Below are 24,405 nucleotides of genomic sequence, written 5' to 3' on the forward strand. Positions count from 1 at the left end.
GGGGGGTGCTGGCCCATAGGATCCAGGCCGCCGCGTAACGCGCCGGGGCCGGAGGAGCCAGTGCCCAGGCCCCGTGCCGTTTTCGCTCCTATCGTGGAACAAGCACAGCAACGCTCGGCGCCGAGGCAGACAGGCAGGACATGAGGAAACCGCAGATCGACTACGCGGCGGTCTTCCGGGCCCTGCCCGGCATGGTGGCCCTGCTCACCCCTGAGCTGGTGTACGCCGACGTCAACGACGACTTCGTGCGGCTGACCGGGCGGAGCCGTGAGGAGTTGGTGGGGCGTTACATCTTCGACGTCTTTCCCGAGAACCCCAACGATCCGGCCGCCGCCGGCATGCGGGAGACCGAGGCGTCGATGCTCCGTACGGTGGCCACCGGCGAGCGCGACACGATGGCGCTGCTCCGCTACGACATCGAGGACCCCGCGCGGCCGGGCCACTGGCAGGAGCACTTCTGGAGCCCGGTCAACGCACCGGTCCTCGGCCTCGACGGACACGTCGAACTGATCGCGCACCGGGTGGAGGAGGTCACCGAACTCATCCGCGCCTTCGGTGGTCCTGGCGGTGACAGCCGGAACCGTGCGCTGGAGGCCGAGCTGTACACCCGTGCCCGGGAACTGCAGGAGGTCAACGAGCGGCTGCGCGCGGCTCATGCCCGTGAGCGTGAGGTCGCGCTTGCCCTGCAGGCGGCGATGCTGCCCCCGCCGGGGCCGACCGGGGCGCACGATGCCGCCGTGCGGTACCAGCCCGCCGTCGGCACGCTGAACGTGTGCGGCGACTGGTACGACCTGGTCGAACTACCCGGCGGGGGCCTCGCGGTCGCCGTCGGCGACGTCGTCGGGCACGGGCTGGCCGCCGCCTGTGCCATGGGGCAGTTGCGCAGCGCCCTGAGCGGGGCCACCCGTGTCGCGGGCGGGCCCGCCCAGGCACTGGAGGCCCTCGACCTGTACGCCCGTTCCGTCGAGGGCGCCGAGTCGACCACCGTCGTGACGACCTTCATCGACTGGGACAGCCGCACCATCGCCTACAGCTGCGCCGGTCACCCGCCCCCCGCCCTCGTGCACCCCGACGGCACGGTCGCCTTCCTCGACCAGGCCACCGACCCGCCGCTCGGTGCCCGGCCCGAGCGTCAGCCTCGTCCCCAGGTCCGTACGCCCTTCGCCGAAGGGGCCGTCCTGGTGCTGTACACGGACGGTCTCGTCGAACGCCGCGACGAGGACATCGACGCCGGCCTGGCCCGCCTCGCCGGCTCCCTCACCCATCACCGGCACGCGGCTCCCGAGGCCCTGGCCGACGCACTCCTGGCCGACCTCCTGCCAGCCACCGGCACCACCGACGACGCCGCCCTGATCGTCCTGCGTCTGTGAAGCGCCCCAGGCAGGCAGCGCGACAGCAACCCCCGCCCGGTAGACAGGTCCGTCGGAGGATCGCTGCCTCACCCTGGCGCCCACGGCTCCGATCCGGTCCGCTTCGCCAGGCGGAGAAAAGGGTTTCGGCCGGCGACCTGGTGTGTGACAGCGCTGGGCGCAAGTCCACGCTCTCCCGCAAGATCGATGTCGGGTACGCAGCCAGCTGACCAAGGCCTACGCCGGAGGGTGTCCGGGAGGCTCTTGGGAGCCAACCCTCTCCCTGAGTCCCTTCCACACAGCCGGAGACCAACCGGGACCATGTCCCTGACCGGATCAGGCCCCTTGAGTGGTTTGAGGCCGGCCCTTCCGCCGACTGATGCATAGTCAAACTATCTGTGATTTTCGGCATAGCATCGGGCAGTCGTCGACGGCACAAGACGTTGAAATCTGCCGGTGAGCTGGAGGGATCCTGCGATAAGGCGTCGTCGACCCGGCATCGTCTGCCCAATGGTCAATGATCCAAGAGTTGTTGACAGCATCTGACACCAGGGCTTTACGCTGAGGAGTCGGCTCAGAACCCGCTGTTCATATGCACGGATCACGCTGAGGAGGGTGCGGTGAGGCTTTCACTGCCGGGTCGACAGAGAGCGGCCGACGACGTCCGCATCCTTGTGGCGCTGTTTCCGGGGATGTGCCGGTACCCCTGACAGAAGGCCGCGCGGTCGGCGCCGCCGGGAGCACGCCCTTCCCCCCACCAGTTACTCGTTGGAGGACTGTCATGCGCGTGCTCCTCGTGGAGGACAACGCCGCTTGCGCCCAGTACGTCGTGAAAATGCTGCAACGGAACGGATACGAAGCCTGGAGTGTCGAAACGGGCGAGGCCGCGCTGAAACAGCACGATCAGGCCGACTTGATCTTAGTCGACCTCGGCCTGCCCGATCTCGACGGTCTTCAGGTCTGTGCCGAGATCCGCGGCATGTCGGACACCCCGATCATCGCCTTCACCGAGCGGCGCACCGAACTCGAACGGGTGCTGGCCTTCCAGGCCGGCTGCGACGACTGCCTCGACAAGCCGTACGGGATACAGGAGTTGATGGCCCGCGTCGACGCGGTCCTGCGCCGCGCCCGCCCGACGCCCCTCACCAGGCGCATCGTGCGCGGCCCGCTGCAGATCGACGTGGCCGTGCGCGAGGCGCGCCTGGGCGCCGAGTTGCTGTCGCTGACACGCAAGGAGTTCGACCTGCTCCACGTTCTCGCCTCCCGTCCCGACTGCGTCTTCAGCCGGAAGGAGCTCATGGAACGGGTGTGGAACAACGGATCAGCGGCTGCCGGCCGAACCGTCGACACCCATGTCAACAGCCTGCGGCACAAACTGGGCGGCAGCAGTTGGATCGTCAACGTACGCGGTGTGGGCTTCCGTCTGGGGCGGGGAGTCAGCGCCGGAGCGGCGTGAGTGCCGTTCCTGGGCGCCCTGTCCTGAAGCTTGGGGGAAGGTCGTGCCCCGGCCGCCGGCCCCGGTTCCGTACGGGGTCGGCGGCCCTGCCGGTCACTCCCCGTACGGTCGCTTCTCGCGGGCCTCGCGCAGGGACTCACCCCACCACACGAGCTGGTCCAGCATGGTCTTGGCCGCCGCGTTGACGCTTTCGGGCTCTGTCGGGGATCCGTTCTCGTCGAACTTCTCCCAGGCCATGTGGAAGCTGACCTGCTCGCGGATGGTCACCGCGTGCAACTCGGCGAAGACGGGCCGGAGGTGTTCGGCGGCCCGCAGGCCGCCCGCCAGGCCGCCGTAGGAGACCAGGCCGACCGGCTTGGCCTGCCACTGCGTGTAGTGCCAGTCGATCAGGGACTTGAGCGACGCGGGATAGCTGTGGTTGTACTCCGGTGTCACCACGATGAACGCGTCCGCGTTCGTCAGCCGAGGGGTCACCTGCGAGAGCGTCTCGGTGACGTCCGGGGACGGGGACTGCGACAGCCGCACCGGCAGGGGGTGATCGTCGAGGTCGATGTAGTCGACCTCGACGTCGCCACGCTGACGGGCCTGGTCCGCGATCCACCGCGCGGGTGTGGGGCCGAACCTGCCTTCGCGGACGCTGGCGCAGATGACGGCCAGGCGCAGGGGAGACATGGACATGATCCTCTTTCCGGAGTGGGTGGTTGGACTGCCCGGCCGCGCGTACCGCCGGCCGGAGAGGGAAGGCACGAAGCGTCGGCCCGTCAACCGTCAGCCCGCGAGGGCCGGCCGCGACAACGCCTGGAGGTAGATCTCCTCGGACTGCGCACCGGACAGGGTGGCGCCGGTGTCGAGGCGGATGAGCGGCACCTGGCGGACGCCCAGGCCGCGGACCCGCGCCAGTTCCGCGGTCAGTTCCCGTCCGGCCTGCTCGTCGTCGCCCGTGGTGACGAGCGTGACGCCGGTCTCGGCAGCGAGACGGTCGAGTGTGTCCGGGTCGCCGATGTTCAGTCCGTCGGAGAAGTAGGCGCGGAAGAGACGTTCCGCCATTTGTTCCCCACGGCCCTGGCCCCCGGCGGCGGCCAGTAGCCGGTGCGCCCGGAAGGTGTTGACGAAGACCGCTCGGTCGAAGTTCAGCTCCAGCCCCTCCCGGGCGCCGACGGCTGCCATGTGTTCCACCATCCGCTCGGCCTCGGCTCCGAAGTCCCGCCGGTGGCGGTCGGACAGCGGTTCGCCCTGCGCGGGAGCATCCGGGGCGATCCGGAAGGGAAGAAAGGTCACCTCGATCCGAGCGCCGTCGGCGCGACGACGCTCGACGGCTCGTTCCAGGCGGGTGAACGCGAGATAGGAGTGGACGCAGATGAGGTCGAGGACGAACTCGACCCGCCGGGTGGCGCTCGTGTCGGATGGCATGGCTGGACCTTGTGTGAGCGGGGCGGGAGGGAGACGGGCAGGCACCGTGGGCGTCATCGCGCTCGACCGGCCCTGCGGCCGGGTTCCTGTTCCTTGGGTGCCTTGGGTTCCTTGGACAGGTCGGCCGACCCTGGCTGCGGCGTGGGGTCCGGGACGGCGGCCCGCGCTCGTCCCCGGGATCCCATGAGGTAGACAGCGGCGACGACCAGGGCGCCCAGGGCGATGACCAGGAACAGCGGCTGGATGTCGAGGGCGTTGACCACCGGCTGGGTGACGACCGGTGCGAGGAACTGTCCGAGGAAGAGCGCGGTGGTCAGGAACCCCGCGTATCGGCCGCGTGCCTCGGGCGGAGCCGCGTTGATCACCCAGTTGTTGAGGTTCGGCATGAGGACGCCCAGCCCCATGCCCATCACCAGCGTCCCCGCCGCCAGGACGGCGACGTGCGGTGCCAGGAACAGCACCAGGTAACCGGTGCCGATGCACCCGAAGGCCGCCGCGACGAGGGCGTACTCACCGGCCAGGCGCCGGATGTGGGCGAAGCGGAGCGACACCAGGCCTGTGGTGAGGGTCTGGACCGCGATGACGGCTCCGGAGACCACCGAACTCGCGTGGAAGTGGTTCTCGACCAGGAACGGGACCTGCACCGGCACCGAGTAGAACGCGATCTGCCCCAGAAACATCGCCGTGAGTGCTGCCGTCAGACCTGGAGGCCGGCGCCGCCGGGTCGGTGCGGAGCCATCGGCGGCGGAGTCGACGGCCACCGACCGGGTTCCCGGCAGGTACCTGAGCGCGGGGACCATGAGGGCCGCGCCGAGGAGGTAGACGAGGAACACCATGCGCCATCCCAGGCCGGCGAGGGCGCCGCCGCCCACGAGAAGCACCACGCCGCCGAAGGCACCGGCGGCCGTCTGCCGCCCCAGCAGCCGCTGTCGTTCGGACCCCTCGTACAGGTCCGCGATCAGGGCCACGCTGTTGGTCATGACGAGCGAGACCCCGAGCCCGAGAATGACCCGGCCGACGAGGATCATCGCAAGGTCGGGCAGGTAGAAGCCCGAACTGCCGCCCAGCGCGAAGGCGAGCATGCCTATGACGAGGGCGCGCTTGCGGCCGATGCGCTCGGACAGCGCGCCCGCGAAGGGCGAGAACAACACGATGGCCAAGGCGTGCGTGCTGGTGATCATCCTCGCCAGCAGGTCGACATCGGCCGTGTCCGCGAAGGCCGCCCGTATACCGGGCACCGCGGGCGACACCACCGCCCCGGCCATGATCGTCAGGGTTCCGGCGAGCACGAGCACGGCCGCCTGACCGTCGGTGCTCCGCCCTGAGGATTCCTTTGCCGTCGATGCTGGGCGCACGTCTACCTCATCCTCCAGCGACTCGGTGCCCGGTCCTGGGCGGCCGATGCCACCGTAGAAGTTCAACCTAAGTTGAAGTCAAGCGGTGGCCGATGGACCGTCACCGCTGCCCCCACACCGAGAACAGGAGTGTCGTGACGTCCCGGGCCTCCGGCCGGTCGAGGCAGGCGATGAACTCGGCTATCTCCGCCGCGCTCACCCAGCCGTTGTCGACCAGCGGCTGCCCCTGCAACTCCAGGCGGCGGCGCATCAGTTCGTTCTCGTACTCGCCCTGTCCCGGCCCCAGGGGCCTGAGGTGCAGGTCGACGGAGGTCAGACCGGCCTGCGCCAGCCGGACGGGCAACCGGCGGGCGAACCGCATGTCCGCCCCATGGCCGCGGAAGGCCCGCAGGTACGCGTCGATGACCGCGCGTCCGACCGGGGTCGCGGCGTCCTCGGCGGGCAGGAAGTAGAAGTCCTCCGCGACCAGCCAGCCGTTCGGTGCGAGCCAGCGCGCCGCGCGGGCGATGAGGGCGTCGGGGTCGCGGAGTACGGAGAGCACGCCCCTGACGAGGATGAGGTCGAAGGATCCGGGCTCGAACTCCTCGCGCTCGATGTCCCCCTGTCGCACGGTCAGACCAGGTGCCCGCGACGCGTCCAGCAGACCGGTGTCGACATCGACGGCGAGCACGGAGCCGTCCGGCACCCGCTCGGCCAGCCAGTAGGACAGGGAACCGGCCCCGGCGCCGATGTCCAGGCAGCGGGCGTCGGGGCGTAGTGCCAGACGGCTGATGATCTCAGTGGTCAGCGGATCGTAGTTCCGCTCCCACAGCTTCGACAGGATGGCTTCGGACTGGTCCGTACCCTGCTCGTGCCGGCTCATGTGTCACCTTTCGTCACGCGTGTTGTCCGGCCCGCCCCCGCGCGGGTCCGGGGCGACCTCTACGGCCCCCATGGGGCAGCACTCCTCGACGGACCGGGCGATCCGCAGAGCCTCGTCGTCGCGCAACTCGGCTTCGACGGCGACCGCGTGGCCCGCACCGGTCAGCCGGAACAGCTCGGGTGCCATCGCCTGGCACAGACCGGTCCCCCGGCACAGCCGCTGGTCGATCCGCACGGTGGCCCGCACCCCGGCTTCTTCGTCCACGTTCACGCCGCCTCCGCGTCGGCGGCCCGCACCGGGAGCCGGACGAGCCGCCGCATGGCCCAGTTCTCGATGTAGCGGACCTCGTCGCGCGGGATCGCCGCGACGAGCCGCGGAAACCTGCGGAACAGCGCCGGAATCGCCGCCTGCCCCTCCAACCGGGCGAGGGCCGCGCCCAGGCAGTTGTGCAGGCCGTGACCGAAGCCGACGTGGCGCAGCCCGGCGCGGGTGAGGTCGAGCCGGTCCGGGCCGTCGAACTGCCGTGGGTCACGGTTCGCCGACAGCAATGCCGCGATCACCGGTGCCCCGGCCGGCAGCACTGTCCCCGCGAACTCCATCTCCTCGGTCGTCACCCGGAACAGTGCGGTGGTGAGCGCTCCCTCGTACCGCAGGAGTTCCTCCAGCGCGCCGGCCTCCAGGTCGGGCCGGTCGAGCAGCAGGAGGCGCTGGTCGGGGTGGTCCAGCAGGGCCAGCACGGCATTGCCCACGAAGGCCCGGATCGTGTCACTGCCGGCGAGGATCATGGCCGCCACCATGGCCACCAGCTCTTCCTCCGAGAGCCGGTCCTCGTCCTCGCGGGCGTGGACGAGTGCCGTGGTGAGGTCGTCCGCCGGGTTCTGCCGCTTCTGCGCGACCAGCTCCGCCGCATAGTCACAGATCCGCGTGAACCCCTCGGGCACCTGTTCCATGCGGGAGGCGTCCGACGGGAAGGCCTGGGCGAGCGCGTCCACCAGTTCCTTGTGGCGGTCGATGCGCAGGCCCAGGATCTCGCCCATGACCGCCGACGACACCGGACCTGCGTAGTCATCCATGACGTCGAACTCGCCCCGGGCCTCGCACTGGTCGAGGACGGAGGTCACCACCCGCTCCACGGACTGCTGCCACTGCGCGATCCGGCGCGGTGTGAAGGCGCTCATGGCAAGCCGACGCAGCCGGGTGTGCGCCGGTGGGTCGACCACAGTGACCGACTGCTCCAGTACGCTGCCCGCGCCGCTGACCAGGCCGGCCTCCTTGAATTCCGGGTTGCCCCAGGTTCCGCCCTCCGAGCTGAAGCGCGGATCCGCGAGCAGCGCCCGAACGTCGTCGAAACGCGTCACCAGCCAGGTGCGCACATCACCGACCGGGAACCTGAATTCATGGATCGGGGAATTGTCACGGAGCCATGCGAACGTGGGATATGGATCCTGGAAATACTGCGGACTGAACAGCGGGGCACGCGATTCCGCCACCATCGCCATCACTTACCATCCCCTTTTCGAGTTTTTTCGACTTGAAGTCTGCTGTGCACGCGACGACGACAGCAAGACGAGAACTCGGACTTTTTCGAAACAACTTCGTCAGGAAATTCAAGAGGACTGAAAACTCCCGGAAATTCCCGCAGAATCGGCGGTCTCAAGAGTTGAAGCACGGGTGAGGTTTGTCTAACCTCGTGCATGTGTCCAACATCCCCCCGATTCCCAAGGAGTTGACCGTCGGTGAGCTGGCACGGCGCAGCGGTGTCTCCACCTCGGCACTGCGCTTCTACGAGCGCGAGGGACTGATCCGCAGCCGGCGCACCACGGGCAACCAACGCCGCTATCCGCGGGACACCTTGCGCCGGGTCGCCTTCATCCGCGTCTCCCAGCGCGTCGGCATCCCCCTCACGACCATCCACGACGCCCTGCGTGTGCTGCCCGAGGGCCGCGCGCCCACCCAGGAGGAGTGGGCCTGTGTGTCCCAGAACTGGCGGGCGGATCTCGACCGGCGTATCGCGCAGTTGCTCAAGCTCCGTGATGAGCTGGTCGACTGCATCGGCTGCGGCTGCCTGACGTTGGAGCGGTGCGTGCTGGCCAATCCCTACGACGTGCTGGGCGAGGAGGGAGCGGGGCCCCGCAGGCTTCAGGTCGACTGATCAGCGGTCGGCTGGTCGGGAGTCGGCTGGTCGGGAGTCGATCGGTCGGCCACGGTCGGTCTGCTTCGGCGATCCGTGAGGCACTCCTCCAGAAAGGCCAGAGCCCGCAGATGGTACGTACGGGCCGCCCAGCCCAGGCTGATGTTGTGCCCGGCCCGCGGCAGCCGGTCCACGGACACGGTCGGCGACGCCAGCAGACCGGTCATCTCGGCCAGCGTCCCGTCGTCGTGCCGCCACCAGCGCTCGTGCTCGGCGAAGGTGAGCCGGACGGGGGTCCGTACGCGGGACGCGAGGTCGGGAAAGACCTCGGGCCACTGCCGGACCTGACGTTCCTCCTGTTCGGGCATCGGTCCCACGAGCGGCGCGGCGAGGCGGAACGTGTCCGCCGGGTAGAGCCCGAGCGGTCCCCAGTGCAGCGCCGCCGTACGCCGGTCGGGACGGGAGGCGAGCCGGCCCGGGTCGACCGCGTGGCGATGGCCGAGGCCGGAGATGTCCAGCCCGATCAGGTCGGTTCCGGCCGCGGCCAGGGCGAGGGCGAGCTTCCCGCCGAAGGAGTGGGCCACGACGAACACCCCGGCTCCCGTGCCGTGTCGCGGGCCGAAGCCGTTCAGTGCCGCTCGCACAGTGGCGGTCTGCTCGGTCAGCGTCTGCCCCAGGGGCAGCGAGGCGGCGGACAGCCCGTAGCCGGGGCGGTCGAGGGCCAGCACGGTGTAGCCGAGGGCGGCGCCGAGCGTGAGGAGTGACAGCCCGGGATGGGCCCGGCCGTGGAAGTAGCCGGCCCGCATCCCTCCCCCGTGCAGGGCGACCACGACGGCCCGCGGCGGACCGTCGCGCGGTTCGCTGAGCAGCGCCGACAGCCGGATGCCCGCGGCGTCCAGAACGGTCTCCCGCACCTCCGGCTCCGGGAGGGTGTGGGCTCCCGTGGGGCGTGGAGCGCGGCTCGCGGACGGGGCAGCGGCCTGGTTCCGGGTCAATGGTCCCCTCTCCCTCAGCTCGGTCGCGATCGGCGTGGGACGGCCGGTGCACCGTCAGTCGATGCCGCGGATGATGTGCGACTCCGCCGGATCGCTGTCGTCCGCTCCGGCCAGGAGCGGCACCGGAGAAGGCTCGTGGTCTGCCGTGGCGGCGGCCTGCCGTGGCTGCCGTCGAGCGGGCCGGCCCGCTTCCCCGGCCGCTGTGGAGGGGATCAGGGAGTCCAACGCGAAACCTCCGGGATGTCCTGGGCGGCGGTGTGCGCGGCCACGGTGCAGACCAGGTACTCGGGCGGGGCGGCCTCCAGGCGGGCGATCTCGGCCTGCCCTTCGGCGATCCGGGGGTCTGCCATCCAGGCGTCGTAGGCGGAACGGTCCACCCACATCGGGTAGTTGACGAACAGCCTGCCGTCGGAGCCGAGATAGGCGGTGGCTGAGACGAAGCCCGGGAAGTCGCGCTTCCACTGCCCGGTGCGGTGGAGCAGGTCGACGACCGCGCGGGCCGGTCCCGGTCCGCTGAAGTGGCGGGTCGCGACGGCCACGACGCCTGGCGGTCGCCCGGCCGCGGGTCCGGTGATGCCGCCCGCCGAGCTGCCCCCGCGGACCGAGGACGCGAGAACTCCCGGCCGCTCGCCGAGACCACGCAGGACACCGGCGTCCGGGGCGTCGAGGAACGAGGTGCGATAACACCCCTCGTCCGTCCAGCGAGTGTGGTGGACCACCGCGCGGCCGTCGAGGCCCACGTGAACGCGTGACAGGAGGAACCCCGGCGCCGCGCTCACCCAGGCGCCCACCTCCCGCGTGATGGAGGCGACGAGGGCATCGGCCGTGCCGGCGCCGTCGACCCTCAGCACTTCGAAGGCGGCGAAGTGAGTACCGTTCTGGAGCGCCGTCCGTCCTGGCTCGGGCTCCGCATGCGTCCGGTCGGGGGGATGAGCTGATGTCATGGTGTCTCCCAAAGGGGTCTCAGCGGAAGCTGTCCGCGTGTTCCTCGGCCCACTGCCGGAAGGTGTGCGCCGGCCGCCCGGTCACCTCCGCCACGACCGACGAGCCGACCTCGGGCTTCTCGGTGAGCATCGCGAAGTAGTCGAGCGCGCCGTCCGCGTACGACGGCGGCCAGCCGGTCGCCACCATCTGCCGACGCGCCTCCCGCGCATGTACGTCCTCCCAGCGCACGGAGCGCCCGATCACCTCGCCGATGATCTGCGCCTGCTCCTCCTGGGTGAGCGCCTCCGGCCCGGAGACCAGGTACTTCCGGCCGCCGTGACCGCCCTCGGTCAGGACGCGGGCGCCGACCGCGGCCAGATCGCTCTCGTGCACAGGGGTACGGGCCGCGGCCCCGTACGGGAAGCGCACCAGATCCCCGCCGCGGATCTGCGCGGCGAAACCGAGTGCGTTCGCCATGAAGCCCGTTGTGCGCAGGAACGTCCACTCCAGGCTCGTCCGCTCGATCAGCTTCTCCAGGTAGGCGTGGCAGTTGTTGTCGACGGGCTCCAGGCCGATGTGCACGCCCACGGACGACACGAGCGCGATGCGCCGCACCTGCTGCTCGATCTTCTTCAGGACCGCGGGCGCCGTCTCGACGTTCAGCGTGAAGAACGGCCACATCCAGAAGACGGCGTCCGCGCCCTCCAGGGCCGGATCCAGGCTGTCCGGGTCGGCCAGGTCGCCGTAGTGCAGTTCCACGTCCTGGGGCAGCCGGGCGATGCCGGGGTCGTCCTTCAGTACGAGGGCGCGGACCCTGGCTCCGGCCCGCAGCAGGTGGGTGGCGGCGTGCGGGCCGATGTTGCCGGTCGCCGCAGTGATCAGCACGGTGGGCTGTTCGGTCATGAAACGTTCTCTCCTCTGCTCATCGGTACTCGGTACTCGGCTTCTCGGTACTCGGCTTCTCGGTCTGACGTTCGAACCGCGGTCGGACGGCCTGACGGCGCGGAAGTCCCGCCACGGCCACCGCCAGCCCCACCGCTCCGAGGGCGGTGACCAGCCACAGGGCGGACCGGTAGCCCGCGGCCCGGTGCGCTGTCACCAACGCGCTGACCAGTGCGGGCACCAGGACGGCGGCGGTCTGCACCGCGGTCTGGTACAGCCCGGTGGCCATCGGCCGGTCCCCCGTCGGCACGCTGGTGACCGCCTGCACGTTCAGCGCCGCGAAGCTCAGGGCGAAACCGACCCCGACCAGCAGCATCGTCGGCAGCACGTCCGTGACGTACGCCGTCCCCGGGTGCAGGGCCCGCAGGTACAGGGCGCAGCCGACCGTCGGGCCCACGGCGCCCAGGGCGATCAGTCGTCGGGTGCCGAACCGGTGGATCAGCCGGCCGGAGACGGGAGCGATCACCACCAGGGGCAGGCACACCGGCAGGAAGGCGAGCGCGGTCCGCGACGGCGACCACCCCTCGACCGTCTGCAACTGGACCGTGGCCAGGAGCAGCAGGCCCAGGTACGAGCCGTTGAGCACGGCCGCGCCCAGCATCGACCGCGCCAGCGCCCCGTGGGCCAGGACGCGCGGCCTGAGCAGCGGGTCCGCGGCGGACCGCTCCACCAGCGCGAAGACGGCCGACAGAAGTACGGCGGCCAGGAACGCGCCGAGCGGCAGCGGGCTGGTCCAGCCTCGCTCCGGCACCATCACGATGCCGCCTGTCAGCGCTGCCACGGCGGCGATGAGACTGGCGGCGCCGGCCGCGTCGTAACGGCGGCGAGCCGCACCACGGGGTCCGTCGGCCGGTATCAGGCGCACGCCGAGCGCGAACAACAGCAGCACCACCGGGGCCGGGAACAGGAACACCGCCCGCCAGTTCGTCCCGGCCAGCAGGCCGGACACGACCAGGCCGCCGGCGAAGCCGCACGCCGCGACAAGCGTGTAGACCGAGACCGCCCGCTCGCGTTCCGGGCCCTCGCGGAACGTCGTGATGATGATGGCGAGCCCCGTCGGGGCGGTGAGCGCGGCGCAGAAGCCCTTGACCACCCGGGTGGCGATCAGAAGCGCGGCCCCGTCGGCCACTCCGCCCACCACGGACGCGGCGGCGAAGCCCAGCAGGGCGACCAGATAGACCCGTCGCCGGCCGAGCAGCTCCACCACCCGGCCGCCGAAGAGCAGCAGGGCACCGAATCCCAGCGCGAATCCGGTGACGAGACCCTGAAGCGTCGTCAGCGGCAGGTCCAGCGCCCGCCCGACCGAGGGCAGCGCCACGATCGTCATCGACACCTCGATCGAGTCGATGAGCATGTTGCCGGCCAGTACCAGCAGCAGGCCCCACCGGGCGGCGCCCCACTTCCGGGGCCCTGGAACGGCGGAGCCGGCCGACGCGCCCGGCGAGGGACTCATGCGCCGAGCAGGGTGCCACCGGTGGCGTCGAGGAAGGCGCCCGTCACCCAGCGGCCGTCGTCGGAGGCGAGGAAGGTCACCACGTCCGCCACGTCCTCAGGCTCTCCGACCCGGTTGAAGGCGGACATCCGCGCCATCTGCTCCACGGCCTCGGGTATGTCGAACACCGGGTTGCCGTTGCGGGTGATGCCCGGCGCGACGCTGTTGATGGTGATTCCCCGCGGCGCCAGGATCTTGGCGAAGTGGAGGGCGAGCTGTTCCACCGCTCCCTTGGTCATCGCGTAGGCGATCTCGTCGGGGTTGGCGAACCGCGTCAGCCCGGAGGAGATGTTGATGATCCGGCCTCCGGCGGCGAGGTTCGCCAGAGCGCGCCGGATGATGAAGAAGGGGGCCTTGGCGTTGACCGCGAACAGCGTGTCCACCTGCTCAGGGGTGATCTGGTCCAGCGATACACCGCCCGTCTGCCCGGCGTTGTTGACCAGGATGTCCAGATCGGTCGACCCGGTACGTTCCTTCAGCCCGGCCTCGAAGCCGAGGAACAGGTCGTGGACGTCGCCGGGCACCCCGAGTTCCGCCTGGAGGGCGAAGGCCCGGCCACCGTCCTTCTCGATGGACGCGACGACCTCCTCGGCCGCGTCCCGGTTGGCGGCGTAGTGCACGGCCACCAGGGCGCCCTCGGCGGCCAGTCGCACGGCGATCGCCCGGCCGATGCCCCGGCTCGCGCCTGTGACCAGCGCCGTCTTGTCAGTGAGCCTGCTCATGTCTCTGCCTCCGTGTTGTGCGTCGGTCACCACTGCGTGTGCCGGCCGGGTCCGGCCGTACGAACGGACTGCGTCGCCGCTGCTGTCGGCCACTTCGTCGGGCACCGGCGCCGGGGGCCCGAACCACCGCTCCAGCGCCGCTTCCGGACCCTGCGGCCCCGCCTCGGCAGCCCAGACCACGTGACCGTCCGGGCGCACCAGCACCACCTCCGCCCCCGGGTGCGGGTGCGGCCCGGCCGGGACCAGATCGACCCGGTCCAGCCAGGGGCCCGCGGCCCGGCGCAGCAGCGCGTGCCGGGCGGGGTCGCCCGAGGTGTCCAGGAGCAGGCCGCGGCCGGAGCGCAGCAGCGCCGCCGTCGTCGTGGCACCGCGATCGGTGATCAGCTCGGCTGGCATCAGACGGCCGCCGAGCAGCGGATGGCCGGCGGGGCCGACGTCGTAGCGGGTTTCGAGCCCGGAGATGGTCCCGGCCAGTCGGCGTCGAACCGGCTCGTACGCGGTCAGCTCGGCGAGGACGGACCGTACGGCCTCCACCTCGGGGCCGCCCAGCAGGACGGTCGTCTGTGCCTCGATGTCGGCCAGTACCCGCGCTCCGACGGCGTGCCGCTCGCGGTGATAGGAGTCCAGCAGGTTCTCCGGTGCCCGGCCGCGGACCACGGCGGCCAGCTTCCAGCCGAGGTTGACCGCGTCCTGCAGGCCCAGGTTGAGTGCCTGGCCGCCGACGGGCAGCTGCCGGTGGGCGGCGTCACCGGCGAGCAGGATCCGGCCCGCGCGGTAGCGGGCGGCCAGCCGGGAGGCGTCGCCGAAGGCGTTCAGCCACAGCGGGGTTCCGCCGCTGATGTCCTCTCCGGTGACGTGCCGCCACGCTTCGCACACCTCGGCGAACTCCGGTGCGCCGTGGCGGCCGGCGGGCTTGCGGCCGTAGACGTGCACCATCACCCGGGTCACGCCGTCGCCCCGCCGGGCGGCGATCGCGAGCCCGTTGGGGAGGCGCTGGAAGCGGCGGTCGGGGATCTCGATGCCGTTCACGTCCGCGCGGATCAGCTCCCGTACGGCGTCGTGGCCGGGAAAGTCGATGCCCGCCAGTCGACGCGCCGTGCTGCCCTCGCCGTCGCATCCGACCACGTACCGGGCGCGCAGCAGGACCGCTCCGCCGGGTCCGGCGGCTTCGGCCTCCACCATGTCCTGGCGCTCGGTCAGGCCGCGCACCTCGTGGCCGCGTCGGACGTCCGCGCCGAGGGAACCGGCCCACTGCCGCAGGATCGCCTCCGTCCGTGTCTGGGGTACCTTCCACTGGCCCGGACGAGGTCCGGGCAGGCTCAGGTCCAGGGGGATCCCGCCGAAGTGGCCCATGACGTCGTTCGGCAGCTCCCCGAAGCGGTCCAGCAGGCCGCGGCTGTCCAGCACTTCCATGGTGCGGGCGTGCAGGGTCGAGGCCCGGGACTCGGTGGTGGGCGCGTCGAGCCGCTCCAGTACGGTCACCCGCGCGCCGCCGAGCCGCAGTTCCCCGGCGAGCATCAGCCCGACGGGCCCCGCACCGACGACGATCACGTCGGTGTCCAGCGATGGGGCGCCCATGGTCAGCGCTTGTTCTCGGCGTAGTCCTTGGCGTGGCCCAGGGTGGCGCTGCTGTTGGTGCTCAGCGCGCCCCGGACGTACTCCCTGGCGTCGGAGACGGTGGCCTCGGGACCCAGGATCCCGGCGATGTTGGCCGTGTTGAGAACCACGGTGTGCTGCGAGGTCGCGGCGACGCCCCGTTCGTTCTCCGCGAAGGTCCAGATCCCGGTGTGCAGGGTCATCAGCGCGGGCAGGGTGACCTGCTTGTACGCGATCCGGTGGTGCGGGAAGGTCACGCGGTACGACTTGGTGGTGTGTGTGGAGCCGTCCTTGGCACGGGTGTCCATCTCCAGGGTCTGGAGCCCCGGAGTGTCCTCGGTGAGCCGGACGCGGGCCACGTGCGGCAGCCGCCGCTCCCACAGCCCGGCTTCGTCGATGAAGTCGTAGGCGTCCTTGGCAGAGCCGTCGATCTGCACGGTGTCCTCGAAGGAGAAGGTGAACTCCTCGGCCACGTGGGCGAGTTCGACGTTGGTCTGCAGCGAGGCGAGTTCGGAGCGCGAGTTGCGGTCGACGGCCTCGTCGATCCACCTCAGCCCCTCCGGGTCGTCGTCCACGGCCCGGTAGTCGTGCAGCAGCCGGACCCGGGAGGCGGTCTCGGACAGCGGCTCGATGATCCAGGTGCCGCCCATGGCGGCGACCGGTGGCGCGGAGACCTCCTGGCGGAAGGTGATGCGCAGCCGTTCCGGGTCGAGAGTCCGGCGGGACGTCCAGTTCTTGGCCTCCCCGTTGGCGGTGGCCCAGATCCGTATCCGCTCCTCGCCGGCGCCGCGCTCCAGGTGGTCGACGTAGATGGTGGGCGGGAAGATCCGCGGCCAGTTCCCGACCTCGGCGATCAGTCGGTAGACGGCGGTGGCGGGGGCCTCGACGGTGATCTCGTGCTCGACCTGACGCGTCGTCATGATGTCGTTGTCCTCCGAGTGGTCAGAAGTTGCCCAGGCCGCCGCAGACGTTGAGGGCCTGGGAGGTGATGGAGGAGGCGGTGTCGGAGGCCAGGTAGGCGACGAGGCCGGCGACCTCCTCGGGGGTCGAGTAGCGGCCGAGCGGGATCTTCGCCTGGAACTTCTCCAGGATCGCGTCCTCGGTGGTGTCGTAGGCCGCCGCGTAGCCCTGCCGCACCCGCTGGGCCATGGGCGTCTCGACGTAGCCGGGGCAGACGGCGTTGACGGTGATGCCGGTCGGCGCGAGTTCGTTGCCGAGCGCCTTGGTGAAGCCGACCACGCCGTGCTTGGACGCCGAGTAGGGCGCCCCCAGCACCACGCCCTGTTTGCCCGCGGTGGAGGCGATGTTGATGATGCGGCCCCAGTTCTTGCCGCGCATGCCGCCGGTGTTCAGGGCCTCCCGGGCCATCCGGAAGACGCTGTTGAGGTTGGTGTCGATGACCTCCTCCCACAGCTCGTCGGCGATGTCGGCGGTGACGCCGCCGCCACTGCGGCCCGCGTTGTTGACGAGGATGTCCACCGAGCCCCAGCGGTCGACGGCGGCCTGGACGAACGTGTGGACGCCGGAGCCGGACCGCACGTCCAGCGTGGTTCCGTCGGCCGTGTGACCCTGCTCGCGCAGCTGCTTGACGGTGGTGGTGACGTTCTCCGCGTTGCGGGCGCCGACGAAGACCCGGTGCCCCTGGGCGGCCAGGGTCCTGGCGACGGCCAGGCCTATGCCGCTGGTGGCTCCGGTGACGAGGGCGACTCGTTGGTCCTGCTGAGACATGACTTCTCCGGTGCGCGTCGGAAACGGTGGAAGGTGCCGCGTGCGCCCGGTGCCGGTGGTGCGACGCAGCCGTGGCCGGCATCGGACGGGTGGCGGCGGTCAGGCGGCGGTGGCGGCGAGCTGCGCGTTGACGACGTCCCGCAGCGCCCGCGGGGTGGCGGCGTCGGCGAGCGCCGACTCGTCCAGCGTGATGCCGTACTCCCGCTCGATGCGGCTGCCGGTCTCCAGCAGAGCCAGCGATTCGTAGCCCAGGTTGTCGAAGGTGAGGTCGAGGATGTCGCCGTCGAGGTCGACGCTCTCGTCGGCGCCGGCGCTCTCCAGCAGGATCCGCTTCAGGTCGTCCAGGGTGAACTGCACGGTGGGTGACTCCGTTTCCGTTGCTTACGGGCGGTGTGGGCGTGCTTCGGGGAGGAGCGGAACGTGTGTCGGTGTCAGGCGGCGGCCCGGACGACCATCGCCGAGTTGAAACCACCGTGGCCGCGTGCCAGCACCAGGGCGGCGCGCACGTCGGCGGGCCGCGGGGCGCCCGTCACCAGGTCGAGCTGGTAGTCGGCGACCGGCTCGACGTTGACCGTGGGCGGTATCAGGCCCTCGGCGATGGCCAGGACAGCCATCGCCAGGTCCAGCGGGGCCGCTCCGGAGTACAACCGTCCGGTCATCGTCTTGGGCGCGGTGACGGGGACGCCCCGCGGACCGAAGACGGCCGTGATCGCCTCGGCCTCGGCGCGGTCCTCCTCGGGCAGCGCCGCCGCGTCCGCGAACACCACGTCGATGTCGCGGGCCTCGGCACCGGCGTCGGCCAGCGCCAGTTCGACGGCCCGGCGCAGGCCGCGTTCACGGCCGCTGCCCGGCCTGGGGTCGAAGGTGGATCCGTAGCCGGCGATCTCACCGTAGGGCCGCGCGTCGCGCCGCCGCGCCGCCGCGGCATCCTCGACGACGAGGATGGCGCCGCCCTCACCGGCCACATGACCGCGCGCCGCCGCGTCGAACGGCAGATACGCGCGCCCGGGGTCGTCGCTGCCGCTCAGCCGTCCACCGGCCAGCTGGGCCACCCATCCCCAGGGGCAGACCGAGGCGTCGACGCTGCCGGAGACGATCAGCGGGGTCCCCTTGCGGATCTGCCGTCGGGCCTGTGCGACCGCGTCCAGGCCACCGGCCTGGTCGCTGACCACCACCCCGCTCGGCCCCTTCATCCCGTTGCGGATGGAGATCTGGCCGCTGTTGACGGCGTAGAACCAGGCGAAGGACTGGTAGGCGCTGACGTACTGGCTGCCCTTGCTCCACAGCTGTCGCAGCTCGTTCTGTCCGAACTCGAAGCCGCCCGACGAACTGGCCGTGACGACACCCATGTCGTACTCGGGCAGTTCCTCGGGCCGTACTCCGGCGTCCGCGAGAGCCCAGTCCGTGGCCACCAGGGCGAGCCTGGTCATCCGGTCGGTCTGCGGCAGCAGGCGGCTGGGCAGGTGCTCCTCGGCGGCGAACCCCGGCACCTCACCGGCGAGCCGCGCCGGGTAGCCCGACGGGTCGAACCGGCTGATGCGGCCGATCCCGCTCTCGCCCCTGAGCATGGCCGACCAGCACTCCTTGAGCCCCAGCCCGTTGGGCGAGGCGACGCCCAGCCCGGTGATCACCGCCGGCTCGCTCATGCCGCCCTCCGGTCCGGACGGGCGAGGACCATCGCGGTCTGGAACCCGCCGAAGCCGCTGCCGACGGTCAGGACCGCGTCCGTGAGCTGGTCCCGGGCGGTCAGCGGTACGTAGTCCAGGTCGCACTCGGGATCGGCGGTGTGCAGGTTCGCCGTGGGTGGCACCAGGTCGTGCTCGATGGCCAGGGCCGACGCCGCGATCTCGATGGAGCCGATCGCGCCGAGCGAGTGGCCGACCATCGACTTGATGGAGCTGACCGGTGTCCGGTAGGCGTGCTGGCCCAGGCTCCGTTTGAACGCGGCCGTCTCGTGCCGGTCGTTCTGCTTGGTGCCCGAACCGTGTGCGTTGATGTAGTCGATCTCCTCCGGGTTCATCCGCGCCTCGTCCAGCGCGACCCGAACGGCCTCGGCCATCTCCGCACCGTCGGGCCTCAGCCCGGTCATGTGGAAGGCGTTGCAGCGTGAGGCGTAGCCGGCGATCTCGGCGTAGATGTGCGCGTCGCGCCGTTTCGCACTCTGAAGCTCCTCCAGGACGAACACCGCGGCGCCTTCGCCCAGTACGAAGCCGTTGCGTGTTCCGTCGAAGGGGCGGGAGGCGTGCTCGGGATCATCGTTGCGCGGGGTCGTGGCCTTGATCGCGTCGAAGCACGCCATCGTGATGGGCGAGATCGGGGCGTCCGTCGCTCCGGCGATCACGATGTCGGCGGAACCCTCCCGGAGCAGTTCCACCGCGTGGCCGACGGAGTCCAGGCCCGAGGTGCACCCGGTGGAGACCACCGCGCTCGGCCCTTCGGCGCCCACCGCCCAGGCCACCTCCGCCGCGAACGAGCTGGGCACGAAGTGGTCGTACAGGTGGGGTACGGCGTACTCGTGGTCGACGAGATGGAGGCGACCGCCGTCGCTCACCACCCGGTACTCCTGGTCCAGCCCCATGGTGGCGCCCACCGCGCTGCCGATGGTGACCCCGATCCGGTGCGGGTCCTGCTCCTGCGGCTCAAGACCGCTGTCGGCCACCGCCTCCCGCGCGGCCACGACGGCCAGTTGGGCCGCCCGGTCCATGCGGCGCGTCTCCTGCGGGGTCAGCCCGTGCGCCGCGGGATCGAAGTCGATCTCCGCCGCGACCCGGGAGCGGAACTGGGACGAGTCGAAGAAGGTGATGCCCCGGGTCGCCGTACGACCCTCGCTGATCAGGTTCCAGAAGTTCTTCACGCCGATGCCGCCTGGCGCGACGACACCGATTCCGGTGATGACCACCCGACGCCCCGTCACGCCGACGCCTCCCAGCGGTAGAAACGCGTCGCCATGGCGTCGGCGGGCGAGCGCCAGGTGGCCGGGTCGTACGCCTCGATGTAGGGCTTGAGGTCCTCGCTGATCCCGACGAAGCGCGGGTCCGGCTTGGCGTCCTCGATGCGCCGACCGCCGTCGTCGGAGGCGAAGTCCTGGAGGTGGAAGTACAGACCGCGGTACGAGAACAGCTGACGGCGGCGGGTGCCCATCAGGTGCGGCATCTCCGTCTCGTCGAACGCGCCGAAGATACGGGCGACATCGTCACTCGCCCCGGGCTCCATCCGGGCCACGATGAGTGTGCTGTGCATGATCTCTCCTCACAACCAGTGGGGTGTTCGTCGAAGAGCCGGACGACGGGCTGGCCGTCGTACAACCGGATGCGCGGTTCTGTGGGCAGGGGATCGGCGGGCACGGGGTCAGTGGGCAGGGCCGAACCAGCGCTCCAGAGCCATCGGCAGATCGCTGTGGCTGCCGGGCGCGGCCCAGGCGACGTACCCGTCGGGCCGCACCAGGACGGCGGAGCTGCCGGCCAGCCGCTCCTGCCCGGCCGTCCCCCGGGGTGCCGCGGTCACGATGTCCACCCGGTCCCGCCAGGCGGCCGTCCGGCGGCGCAGTACGGCGTTGTCCGCCAGGTCCAGGAGCACGCCCCGCCCCGCGTGCAGGGCCCGCGTGCTGCTGGTCTCGATCCCGTCGCCCACCAGGTCCACGTGCGGCATACGCCGTCCGAGCAGGGCGCTGACGCCGCCTCCCACGCCGTACCGGATCTCCAGGCCGCTGACCATGCCGGCCAGGTGACGGCCCACCTCCGGATAGCGGATGAGTTCGTTCACGACGTCACGCAGAGGCTGTATCTCGGGACCGCTGAGGAACAGCAGCCCCTGCGCCTGGGTGTTCAGCAGCAGCCGCTCGCCGACCGGGTGGCGCTCGGCGTGGTAGGTGTCGAGCAGGCTCTCCGGCGCCCTGCCCCGGACAACGGCGGCCAGCTTCCAGCCGAGGTTGGCCGCGTCCTGGATGCTGGTGTTCATGCCCTGCCCGCCGGCCGGCAGGTGGATGTGTGCGGCATCGCCGGCGAGCAGGACCCGGCCCCGCCGGTACTCGGTGACCTGACGGGTCGCGTCACCGAAGGAGCTCACCCACACCGGTTCGCCGTGCGAGATGTCGTCGCCCGTCAACCGCTTCCAGGCGGCGGCCACTTCGTCGTACTCGGGTGGAGTCGTACGCCGCCGCGGCGGGGTGCCGCGCTCACAGACGATCAGCCGGGTGATCCCGCCCGGCAGCGGACCGATCATGATCATGCCGCCGGGCAGGGTCTCACCGATCATCTGCGGTTCGAGGTCGAGGCCCTTGACGTCGGCGAGGAACATCTCCATCGTCGCCGCCGTGCCCGGGAAGTCGAAACCCGAGGACTTGCGCACCAGGCTGCGCCCGCCGTCACACCCCACCAGATACGGGGCGGTCAGCCGCTGAGCGCCCGCCGGCCCGCGTACCTCCACCGCGACCGCGTGGCCCTCGTCCGCCAGCGCTGTGACCTCATGGCCACGCCGGATGTCGGCCCCGAGGCTCGTGGCCCACTCCTCCAGCACCGTTTCGGTCTGTGACTGGGGCACCGTCTTGGCTGCCTGGTGGGCACCGTCGAGCAGACCGAAATCGACCGGCAGGCCGCCGAAATGGCCCTGGTTGCTGATCTCGATCTCCCCGAACCGGGACAGCAGTCCCCGTTGGTCGAAGACCTCCATGGTGCGTGCGGTGAAGCCCAGGCCGCGGGACTCACCCGTGCGGTGGTCGAGACGCTCCAGGACGATGACGTCGACACCGGCCAGGCGCAGCTCTCCGGCCAGCATCATGCCCGCCGGTCCCGCGCCCACGACTATCACTTCGGCGTCCATGTGCCTCTCCTTGGTCATAGTCCTGCTCCCTCGGAGTTTCTTCGGGTTTTCCGGCGTCACATGCCGACCGGCTGGAATTCTTCGACCGGTGATCCATCAATTTCCCGTCGCGCATTTCCGGCGGGGTTTCAATATCATCTGCCGGCGACCCTCGGGCGTCAATATCCCCATTTACAAATGACTGTGAGGCTGCGTCCAAGAATGCAAAGTGGCGATGGGCAGGCCGCACCCCTGATCGAGGGAGGTAAGAGTTTGTCAGATGAATGCAAAGTCTGTGGCGCGCCATGAAGTCGCATGCCAGGATCGTGAGCCGGATTTATTCAGCAACCCTCAGGCAGGTCAACAAAATAAACACACTCTCTTAACCGTAGAGTAACCCCAAAGAAACGAACGCGCGCCAGTGCACTCCGCGCGAGTCAGGACCTGGTTACTGCACCAAATTTCGCTATCGCTCATGACGGGGGAATCGACCATGCGCATACTTCTCGCCGACAGCGACGTCACTCTGGCCGACTGCGTGTCCAACGGCCTGCGCCGCCAGGGGCACGAGGTCCATCATGTGGCGACGGGGAACGAGGCGTTGCGGGCGTATCAGCAGGCCGACGTCATCCTCCTCGATCTCATGATCCCCGGCCTCAACGGCCTACAGCTGTGCCGGGACATCCGGGGCGCCTCCGATGTGCCCGTCGTGGCTCTCAGCGGTGACCACGCCGAGACGACCAGGGTGCTGGCCCTGCGCGCGGGAGCCGACGACTGCCTCGACAAGCCGTACGGGTTCCGGGAACTCGTCGCCCGTGTCGAAGCGGTCGCGCGCCGCGCCCGTACCGCGTGGCCGGACACGTCGCCCCCTCTTGCCGGGGATCTGCTGCGTATCGACCCCGTCATCCGGGAAGCTCGCATCGGCGACCGGCGGCTCTACCTGACCGAGAAGGAGTTCGGCCTGCTACGGCTGCTGGTGGCACGTGCCGACACCGTCGTCCCGCGCGAGGAGATCATGGCAAGGGTCTGGGGCGACACCTGGAACAAACGGAGCCGCACCGTGGACACCCATGTCAGCAGCCTGCGTCGCAAGCTGGGGCACGAGGAGTGGATCACCACGGTCCGCGGCGTGGGATTCCGGTTCACGCTGCGCCGTCAACCACCCTCGGCCGGCGCCCTGGAACAGGCGACCAGGCATCCCGGCGACCACCGTACGAGGCGCTCGCGCGCCACCGGACCGCTGACGGCGATTGGCCGCACCGCCTGACGGCACGGCCGTCGGGCATCGGGCATCGGGCATCGGGCATCGGCCGCCGGCCGGATCAGACGCGAAAGGCGATCACGAGTCCATGCGCACCGCGCTCGCCCACACCTTCCGCTCCCTGTCCGTACGCAACTTCAGGCTCTTCGCCGCCGGGCAGGTCGTGTCCGTGACGGGCACCTGGATGATGATCACCGCTCAGGACTGGCTGGTTCTCTCCCTGACCGACGACTCGGGCACCGCCCTGGGACTCGTCACCGCGTTGCAGTTCACGCCCCTCCTGCTGCTCACGTTGTACGGGGGGCGGCTCGCTGACCGGTACGACAAACGCACCCTGCTGGTCGGAGCCAATCTGGTGTCCGGTGTGCTTGCCCTGCTGCTGGCACTGGCGGCGCTCACCGGCACCGTCCGGTTGACACACCTCTACGTCGCCGCCCTGGGCATCGGCATGGTGAACGCGGTGGAGATTCCGACTCGGATGTCGTTCGTCAGCGAGCTGGTGGGACCGAAGCTACTGCCCAACGCCTCCGCGCTCAGCACCGCCTACTTCAGCATCGCCCGCGTGATGGGTCCCGCCGTCTCCGGAGCGCTCATCGCCTGGCTCGGCGCCGGATCGGTCATGCTGCTCAACGGATTCAGCTATCTGGCGACCGTGGCCGGCCTGTTCATGATGCGGCCGGGCGAGCTGCACCGCGTCCCGGCAGGCCATGGTTCGTCCCGCATCGTCGACGGCCTGCGGTACGTGGCGTCCCGGCGGGATCTGACACTGCCGCTGGCGCTGGTGGCGGTCGTCGGGCTGTTCGGACTGAACTTCCAGGTCACCCTGCCGCTGATCGCCAGGACAGTGTTCGGCGCCGATGCCGCCTCCTTCGGGCTGCTGACCACGGCCCTCGCCTCGGGTTCGCTCCTGGCCGCGTTCGTCACCACGGCCCGTCGCAGCAGGCCGTCCAGCAGCCTGGTGACGGGATCCGCGCTCCTGCTCGGCCTGGTGGAGGTGATCGCCGGGTGGGCGCCGACGTTCGTGGCCGCCATGGTGTCGCTGTTCCTGACGGGCCTGGCGTCCACGTACTTCGCCCAGGCCGCCAATCACCGCATCCAGCTCGGCAGCCGTCCGGAGTACCGGGGCCGGGTGATGGCCCTGTACACGCTGATCCTCCAGGGAACCACTCCGCTGGGCTCGTTGCTGGTGGGCGGAGTCTCCGGAGCGCTGGGTGCCCGCTCGGGCCTGTGGCTCGGCGGACTGGTGTCGATGGCGGCGGGGGCGGTGGCCATGGCGGCCGACCGCCGGCGTCCCGACGGAGATCCGCCCCGGGGCGGCACTCCCGCCGACGCTGACGTAGCCGACGTACTGGACAAGCAGTGACGTGACCAGGGCCTGTCCGGCG

At 70.5% G+C, this 24,405-nt stretch carries 24 protein-coding genes; 5 read left to right on the forward strand and 19 right to left on the reverse strand.

Features of this window, described 5'->3' with window-relative positions:
• The first annotated feature begins 140 nt into the window (after positions 1–140).
• Positions 141–1,370, forward strand: a complete 1,230-nt coding sequence (locus ACWCRB_RS10150; protein WP_450995603.1) for a PP2C family protein-serine/threonine phosphatase — start codon at positions 141–143, stop codon at positions 1,368–1,370.
• Between the two features lie 760 nt (positions 1,371–2,130).
• Positions 2,131–2,805, forward strand: a complete 675-nt coding sequence (locus tag ACWCRB_RS10155) for a response regulator transcription factor (RefSeq protein ID WP_450995604.1) — start codon at positions 2,131–2,133, stop codon at positions 2,803–2,805.
• A 93-nt stretch (positions 2,806–2,898) separates the two neighbouring features.
• On the opposite strand, the gene ACWCRB_RS10160 is transcribed toward ACWCRB_RS10155, so the two are convergent.
• The 6 genes from ACWCRB_RS10160 to ACWCRB_RS10185 form a co-directional block, all read right to left on the reverse strand.
• Positions 2,899–3,483: an NADPH-dependent FMN reductase gene (locus tag ACWCRB_RS10160; RefSeq protein ID WP_450995605.1), complete on the reverse strand. Its 585-nt coding sequence runs from the start codon at positions 3,481–3,483 to the stop codon at positions 2,899–2,901.
• A 90-nt stretch (positions 3,484–3,573) separates the two neighbouring features.
• A complete protein-coding gene (locus ACWCRB_RS10165; RefSeq protein ID WP_450995606.1) occupies positions 3,574–4,215 on the reverse strand; it encodes a DsbA family oxidoreductase in 642 nt (213 codons plus the stop codon).
• A 53-nt stretch (positions 4,216–4,268) separates the two neighbouring features.
• Positions 4,269–5,570, reverse strand: coding sequence for an MFS transporter (locus tag ACWCRB_RS10170; RefSeq protein WP_450995607.1), 1,302 nt, complete (start codon positions 5,568–5,570; stop codon positions 4,269–4,271).
• Positions 5,571–5,670: 100 nt separating this feature from the next.
• Positions 5,671–6,432, reverse strand: a complete 762-nt coding sequence (locus ACWCRB_RS10175; protein ID WP_450995608.1) for a class I SAM-dependent methyltransferase — start codon at positions 6,430–6,432, stop codon at positions 5,671–5,673.
• 3 nt (positions 6,433–6,435) lie between these two features.
• A complete protein-coding gene (locus tag ACWCRB_RS10180; RefSeq protein WP_450995609.1) occupies positions 6,436–6,702 on the reverse strand; it encodes a ferredoxin in 267 nt (88 codons plus the stop codon).
• Positions 6,699–7,805: a cytochrome P450 gene (locus tag ACWCRB_RS10185; RefSeq protein ID WP_450995610.1), complete on the reverse strand. Its 1,107-nt coding sequence runs from the start codon at positions 7,803–7,805 to the stop codon at positions 6,699–6,701. The genes ACWCRB_RS10180 and ACWCRB_RS10185 overlap by 4 nt, the downstream gene beginning before the upstream one ends.
• A gap of 332 nt (positions 7,806–8,137) precedes the next feature.
• Here ACWCRB_RS10185 and soxR point away from each other — a divergent pair, with 332 nt between their 5' ends.
• Positions 8,138–8,584 carry a redox-sensitive transcriptional activator SoxR gene (soxR, locus tag ACWCRB_RS10190; RefSeq protein ID WP_450995638.1) on the forward strand — a complete coding sequence of 149 codons (447 nt, stop codon included), beginning with the start codon at positions 8,138–8,140 and terminating at the stop codon, positions 8,582–8,584.
• Here soxR and ACWCRB_RS10195 read toward each other — a convergent pair.
• The 13 genes from ACWCRB_RS10195 to ACWCRB_RS10255 all read right to left on the reverse strand — a co-directional run bounded on the left by ACWCRB_RS10195 (position 8,572) and on the right by ACWCRB_RS10255 (position 21,780).
• Entirely contained in the window at positions 8,572–9,477 is a 906-nt protein-coding gene (locus tag ACWCRB_RS10195; protein WP_450995611.1) for an alpha/beta hydrolase, read from the reverse strand. The two genes, soxR and ACWCRB_RS10195, sit on opposite strands and share 13 nt — an antisense overlap.
• Before the next feature lie 135 nt (positions 9,478–9,612).
• Positions 9,613–9,783, reverse strand: a complete 171-nt coding sequence (locus ACWCRB_RS10200; RefSeq protein WP_450995612.1) for a hypothetical protein — start codon at positions 9,781–9,783, stop codon at positions 9,613–9,615.
• Positions 9,771–10,502: a hypothetical protein gene (locus ACWCRB_RS10205; RefSeq protein ID WP_450995613.1), complete on the reverse strand. Its 732-nt coding sequence runs from the start codon at positions 10,500–10,502 to the stop codon at positions 9,771–9,773. Before ACWCRB_RS10205 ends, ACWCRB_RS10200 begins: the two co-directional genes overlap by 13 nt.
• Positions 10,503–10,521: 19 nt before the next feature.
• Entirely contained in the window at positions 10,522–11,385 is an 864-nt protein-coding gene (locus ACWCRB_RS10210; RefSeq protein ID WP_450995614.1) for an NAD(P)H-binding protein, read from the reverse strand.
• A gap of 19 nt (positions 11,386–11,404) precedes the next feature.
• Complete coding sequence (locus ACWCRB_RS10215) at positions 11,405–12,877, reverse strand: MFS transporter (RefSeq protein WP_450995615.1); 1,473 nt, start codon at positions 12,875–12,877, stop codon at positions 11,405–11,407.
• Entirely contained in the window at positions 12,874–15,216 is a 2,343-nt protein-coding gene (locus tag ACWCRB_RS10220; protein ID WP_450995616.1) for an SDR family oxidoreductase, read from the reverse strand. The genes ACWCRB_RS10215 and ACWCRB_RS10220 overlap by 4 nt, the downstream gene beginning before the upstream one ends.
• Before the next feature lie 2 nt (positions 15,217–15,218).
• The gene (locus tag ACWCRB_RS10225; protein WP_450995617.1) at positions 15,219–16,154 is read right to left on the reverse strand and encodes an aromatase/cyclase; all 936 of its coding nucleotides are present in this window, start codon (positions 16,152–16,154) and stop codon (positions 15,219–15,221) included.
• A gap of 22 nt (positions 16,155–16,176) precedes the next feature.
• Positions 16,177–16,962 (reverse strand): 3-oxoacyl-ACP reductase FabG, encoded by a 786-nt coding sequence (gene fabG / locus ACWCRB_RS10230; protein WP_450995618.1) that lies wholly within the window; start codon positions 16,960–16,962, stop codon positions 16,177–16,179.
• 99 nt (positions 16,963–17,061) lie between these two features.
• The gene (locus tag ACWCRB_RS10235) at positions 17,062–17,319 is read right to left on the reverse strand and encodes an acyl carrier protein (RefSeq protein WP_450995619.1); all 258 of its coding nucleotides are present in this window, start codon (positions 17,317–17,319) and stop codon (positions 17,062–17,064) included.
• A 74-nt stretch (positions 17,320–17,393) separates the two neighbouring features.
• Entirely contained in the window at positions 17,394–18,608 is a 1,215-nt protein-coding gene (locus ACWCRB_RS10240; RefSeq protein WP_450995620.1) for a ketosynthase chain-length factor, read from the reverse strand.
• On the reverse strand, positions 18,605–19,876 hold the full coding sequence (locus ACWCRB_RS10245; protein ID WP_450995621.1) for a beta-ketoacyl-[acyl-carrier-protein] synthase family protein: 1,272 nt from the start codon (positions 19,874–19,876) through the stop codon (positions 18,605–18,607). Before ACWCRB_RS10245 ends, ACWCRB_RS10240 begins: the two co-directional genes overlap by 4 nt.
• Positions 19,873–20,202, reverse strand: coding sequence for a TcmI family type II polyketide cyclase (locus tag ACWCRB_RS10250; RefSeq protein ID WP_450995622.1), 330 nt, complete (start codon positions 20,200–20,202; stop codon positions 19,873–19,875). Before ACWCRB_RS10250 ends, ACWCRB_RS10245 begins: the two co-directional genes overlap by 4 nt.
• A 108-nt stretch (positions 20,203–20,310) precedes the next feature.
• Entirely contained in the window at positions 20,311–21,780 is a 1,470-nt protein-coding gene (locus ACWCRB_RS10255) for an FAD-dependent monooxygenase (protein ID WP_450995623.1), read from the reverse strand.
• Positions 21,781–22,252: 472 nt separating this feature from the next.
• Between ACWCRB_RS10255 and ACWCRB_RS10260 the strand changes: the two genes are divergently transcribed.
• Together ACWCRB_RS10260 and ACWCRB_RS10265 are read left to right on the forward strand one after the other, a co-directional pair.
• Positions 22,253–23,026, forward strand: a complete 774-nt coding sequence (locus ACWCRB_RS10260) for a response regulator transcription factor (RefSeq protein ID WP_450995624.1) — start codon at positions 22,253–22,255, stop codon at positions 23,024–23,026.
• Positions 23,027–23,108: 82 nt separating this feature from the next.
• Positions 23,109–24,383, forward strand: coding sequence for an MFS transporter (locus ACWCRB_RS10265; RefSeq protein ID WP_450995625.1), 1,275 nt, complete (start codon positions 23,109–23,111; stop codon positions 24,381–24,383).
• Positions 24,384–24,405: the final 22 nt, after the last annotated feature.

Source organism: Streptomyces sp. NPDC002156 (assembly GCF_053593675.1).